Origin of the sequence: Paraburkholderia kururiensis JCM 10599 = LMG 19447 (assembly GCF_003986935.1) — a bacterium.
GTDB classification, from domain to species: domain Bacteria; phylum Pseudomonadota; class Gammaproteobacteria; order Burkholderiales; family Burkholderiaceae; genus Paraburkholderia; species Paraburkholderia kururiensis.
This window is the reverse complement of record NZ_RJZE01000068.1, coordinates 1-3,798: the sequence shown is the minus strand read 5'-3', so window position 1 is coordinate 3,798 and position 3,798 is coordinate 1. Positions and strand designations below refer to the sequence as shown.

General features: G+C 55.0%; 3 protein-coding genes. All 3 read right to left on the bottom strand.

Annotated features, from left to right (window positions below; genetic code table 11):
* Positions 1-309: 309 nt before the first annotated feature.
* Entirely contained in the window at positions 310-1,086 is a 777-nt protein-coding gene (locus PKKP23_RS33080; protein WP_240659268.1) for a response regulator transcription factor, read from the bottom strand.
* A 100-nt stretch (positions 1,087-1,186) separates the two neighbouring features.
* Positions 1,187-1,762: an IS110 family transposase gene (locus PKKP23_RS33075; RefSeq protein WP_126880042.1), complete on the bottom strand. Its 576-nt coding sequence runs from the start codon at positions 1,760-1,762 to the stop codon at positions 1,187-1,189.
* Between the two features lie 92 nt (positions 1,763-1,854).
* Positions 1,855-3,249, bottom strand: a complete 1,395-nt coding sequence (locus PKKP23_RS33070) for a glycoside hydrolase family protein (RefSeq protein ID WP_126880041.1) — start codon at positions 3,247-3,249, stop codon at positions 1,855-1,857.
* Positions 3,250-3,798 lie beyond the last annotated feature (549 nt).

The following is a 3,798-nucleotide window of genomic DNA, read 5'->3' as shown; positions in this document are numbered from 1 at the left end:
CTGCGGGCACGTCTGTCCAGCTGGTTCCAGTGGACTGTCACAGGGTCGACGGGCATTGCCCAATAATCAGCAGGACTCCTGCACATACCGCATTGGCACATGCCTGCATCGGCAACTTGACAATGCCCCGGCAGGGCCAAGTTCCATAGGGAGGGCTGCAGTCTCATTGCCACTGCGCGTGGCCCATGCGTCACTGCGACATCAATCCGCACCGTCATCTCGAAGCCAGATGGATCAACGACGGGGCGTAAAGCGTTCATCTCCCAATGCGCGTATGCCCCGTGACATCTATGTTGGTTTATGCATGGTTCATGCTGGTTCTTCGCCCAGATGTTCAAGACGGTAACCGTAGCCATATACGGGAACGAGCACGTAACCATTCTCTGGACGCAACTGCAACTTTGTCCGCACCACCGATACATGCGTATCCACCGTTCGTGTAATCATCCCGCGGCCGGAATGTTTCCACACGGTTTGAAGCATCTGTGTCCTGGATAGCGGTCTTGCAATGTTCCTAAAGAGCAAAACGGCAACCTGAAATTCCTTCTGGGACAAAGGAATATGCTCGCCGCAGCGATACACCTTCTCCTCCTTAAGATCGAACATAAACTCATTATATTCCAGTCGTGCCACCGTCGCTTCTCGCATCCGGGAACGCCGTAGCAGCGTCGATACGCGCGCGAGAAAGACGTCCCGATTAACCGGCTTGATCAAATAATCATCAGCACCAGCATTCAGAGCGTAAACGACATCCTGGGAAGTTGATCGCATTGTAAGAAACAGCACCGGCAAATTGGGCGGACAATTACCTCGAATCCAGCGCAGCACGTCTACTCCTGGCACATCGCCCAAATTCCAGTCGAGAATCACAAGGTCGTAAGTCTCCTTTCTCAGTGAGTTGATTAGCTCCTTGCCTGCACGGAACGAATAGCAACTGTAGCCCGCTGGTACAAGTACGTCGCAGGCAAACTGCAGCTGATCAGAATCATCGTCCAGGATCGCAAGTCGCATGAGAGGAAAGCTCATATTTCTTGATGAGTCGAGCACTTTCCCGAACACGGCAAAGTGCTGTTTTGTAGCCGCCACGTCGGCACCGACCGCTGGCGAGACAACGATTCGCGCGGCCGGGATGCTGCAACTCAGCGCCGCAAACGCCCGCTTGAGCCTCTCGCAGCCTCTCGCCGGTTCAAACTGCGCCCCTGCAGGGAATCACCGCACATACTCGGTCGTCGGTGCTATTGAGGGAAGACACCTTATGCCATGCCACACGCTTCACGGAGCGACGAAAACACCCCACGGTGCTTGCACGCGTGGCTACGAACGCAATAATCGTTAGCCATCCTATTATCTGGTTGATGACCGCGGCACGACGGGGCACCAGGATGGAGCGCATTCGATGCACGGCCCAAATGTTTTGCTGTTCAATCGATTTGACGGCAACAAAACGCATTGACGGACGTGAGGCCGCTTCGGCGATTGTCTCCACATGGTTACGGTCGTTCTTGTTTGTTTTCACGGACGGCGTTACATATTGAGGGCTTAACAAGCGAACCTCGATACCCATGCCGATAAAGCGATGCGCCCAATGATCAGCTGAACTGCAAGCCTCCGTTGCTACGACTCGCGGGCGAAGCTTTTGAGCGACGTCGATCAGTGCTCGACGCCTGACCTTGGATCGATGCACCGCGCGCCCGCTACGTTCAGCACAGTGAAGCTGGAAGACGTTCTTGGCAAGATCAATGCCGAGAAAATCGATTTCCATGATGAATCTCCCGATGTGGTCCCGTTAAGACGGCACGCAGCAGTGTCGCGCTTCCCCGGAGGAGTGCCGGGCCCATCTCTGCAATTCAACACTTAGGGATTTTGCTTGATGTAGCCGAGCAACGACTCGTTCGTTTGCCCCTCGCAGTTCTGGTCGAGACTCGCGAAATGGTCACCCGTAGCGGATGTGATGCAACGGTAGAGGGGCTTCGTGCCCGCAGCCGAAGAACCCGAGAGGTAGCCCATGATGCCCCATGTAGTCTGCCCCTCGCATTGGGCGTCGCGCGAAAGAAACTGGTCGTTGCCCGACATGCACGAGTACAAAGGCGTCTCGCCCGCGGCCGGCCCCATGTCTATGTAACCAAGTACGGTCTCGGCCTGGTACCCGCAGTTCTGTGCAACATATCCCACGGTAACAGTCCGCTCCGGGGTTCCTCCGTTGCCGCAGCTGGATGAGTAATATCGTGTGAGCGTCAGAGCCAGCGGCGTCGGACGCCAGGTAACGGCAGCAAGATTCCAGGTAGCTGGATCGTTAGTGCCTCCGGCAAAGTAGACTGTGACATTGGGCAAGGTAATGTTAATCTGACCAAAGCCGTTACGGAGTATTCCGGAATTGTGATTCATGTAGAAACCGGTTAATGCGGGATTAGCAAAACCCAGCACCTCCCATTGACCTCCTCCCGCGAGTAGATCCGCAGCAGGCATTCGCGCCAGCATCAACTGAAAGACTTCGCGGTCACCAGGACGTGAGGGTATGGTTTCCCGCACTGCATAGAAGTAACGCGAGACCATGTCATATGCGAAGTCGGCATTCGACATGAGGGAAAGGCCGCCGTTGTTTGCATCCGAAACAAGCACGGGAGCCCCAAAATTGACTCCATCTACGGTTTTTCTGACAAACACCCTATTCCCGAATCCGGTCGTCGTATCGGTATAAAAAACATACACTCCCGCCCGACCATTGTAGTTGTACGTTGCTGCTTGCCCGGCGCCATACGAGCCGTTCATCTGCTGCGGCAGAATAACGGGTTGGCTATACTTTACCCAGTTGACTCCATCGTTCGAATAAGCAACGCCGATTCTGTTATTGGATTGATCCGAGTCTGTTGCGGTATAGTACATTGCGTACGTATAGGAAATTCCGCTTTCTGGATTCACGAAACTTCCTGCAATGACTGACGGATCACAGACAAACTTGCCATCCCACGTACCAGGCGTCGGCGTCATCACTTGTGTAACCGGTGACCATTGCCCCGTGCTTACGTCCTGATAGCGATACTGGATTGTATCTGTGAAGCCGGAAGGGCCAAGGCCAAAGCCACACCACCAGAACTTTCTTGTTTTTCCGTCCGTAATCACCGACGGCCCGTAGTTGTATCCAAGCCTGGTAAACAAAGGCTGAGCACCCGGCAATTGATAATCAGCCAAAGACGGCAATGCGATTCCGAGTAATATCGCGGCAATTGCCAGTGCGACGGTCTTCTTCATAAGTTTCTCCAATATCGCAACTGAAAACCCAGTCTGTCCCGGCACCTTCCTTCACCGCACCTATGTGGACGCAGCGGCATACCGTGGCAATGGCATATCGCTTCGCGCCGGGGCTGCAGATCGCAGAGGTCGGATTGCCGATCTGACCATGATGACGCCCTGAGTTCGACACATCGCGTCGTGATCCGTCCCTTAAAACGACATTGATACGAAGCGGCATTTCAGCGGGACGTTGGAGGTGGTGGCATCCACCTTGGACGCGAGGTCCGCCATGGCCGGAGATTGAAAGGGATGGAAGATACGGGTCCTGCCGGCGAGATGGTGACTGCCCGCACAGATATCCGGGCACAGACAGTCGTCGACCGACTGCCGGTAAAGCGGGCACGTGGTCTGCAAACGTCGAGACCAGCACCTGTGCCAGCGGCATTGTCAAGTTGCCGATGCAGGCATGTGCCAATGCGGTATGTGCAGGAGTCCTGCTGATTATTGGGCAATGCCCGTCGACCCTGTGACAGTCCACTGGAACCAGCTGGACAGACGTGCCCGCAG

Excerpts from the sequence above, each read along its gene's own strand:
- PKKP23_RS33075 (WP_126880042.1), bottom strand. The coding sequence starts at position 1,762 with ATGGAAATCGATTTTCTCGGCATTGATCTTGCCAAGAACGTCTTCCAG.
- PKKP23_RS33070 (WP_126880041.1), bottom strand. The coding sequence starts at position 3,249 with ATGAAGAAGACCGTCGCACTGGCAATTGCCGCGATATTACTCGGAATC.